This window comes from Vibrio sp. 10N.222.49.C9, assembly GCF_041474985.1.
GTDB lineage: Bacteria > Pseudomonadota > Gammaproteobacteria > Enterobacterales > Vibrionaceae > Vibrio > Vibrio crassostreae_C.
Map to the genome: position 1 here is coordinate 1 of NZ_JBFRVD010000318.1, position 265 is coordinate 265.

Here is a 265-nt window from a genome sequence, read left to right on the forward strand (position 1 = left end):
CTTCCTTTCTTGTTTGAAGACGTCGCTGCCGTTGATAAATTCCAGAACTCAGAGGCAGGCGACAAGCTGAAAAATGCAATGAAGCGTCGCGGTCTAGTGGGCTTGGAGTTTTGGCATAACGGTATGAAACAGATGTCGGCCAATAAACCGCTATTGATGCCAGAGGATGCAAAGGGACTTAAGTTCCGCGTTCAAGCTTCAGATGTACTGGTAGCGCAGTTTGAGCAACTTGGTGCTAATCCTCAAAAAATGTCGTTCAAAGAGG

1 protein-coding gene is annotated in these 265 nt (G+C 46.8%); it reads left to right on the forward strand.

The genetic code is table 11. The features are described from left to right. The coding region (gene dctP / locus AB4585_RS23315; protein WP_372171157.1) for a TRAP transporter substrate-binding protein DctP at window positions 1-265 on the forward strand (265 nt) is incomplete at both ends.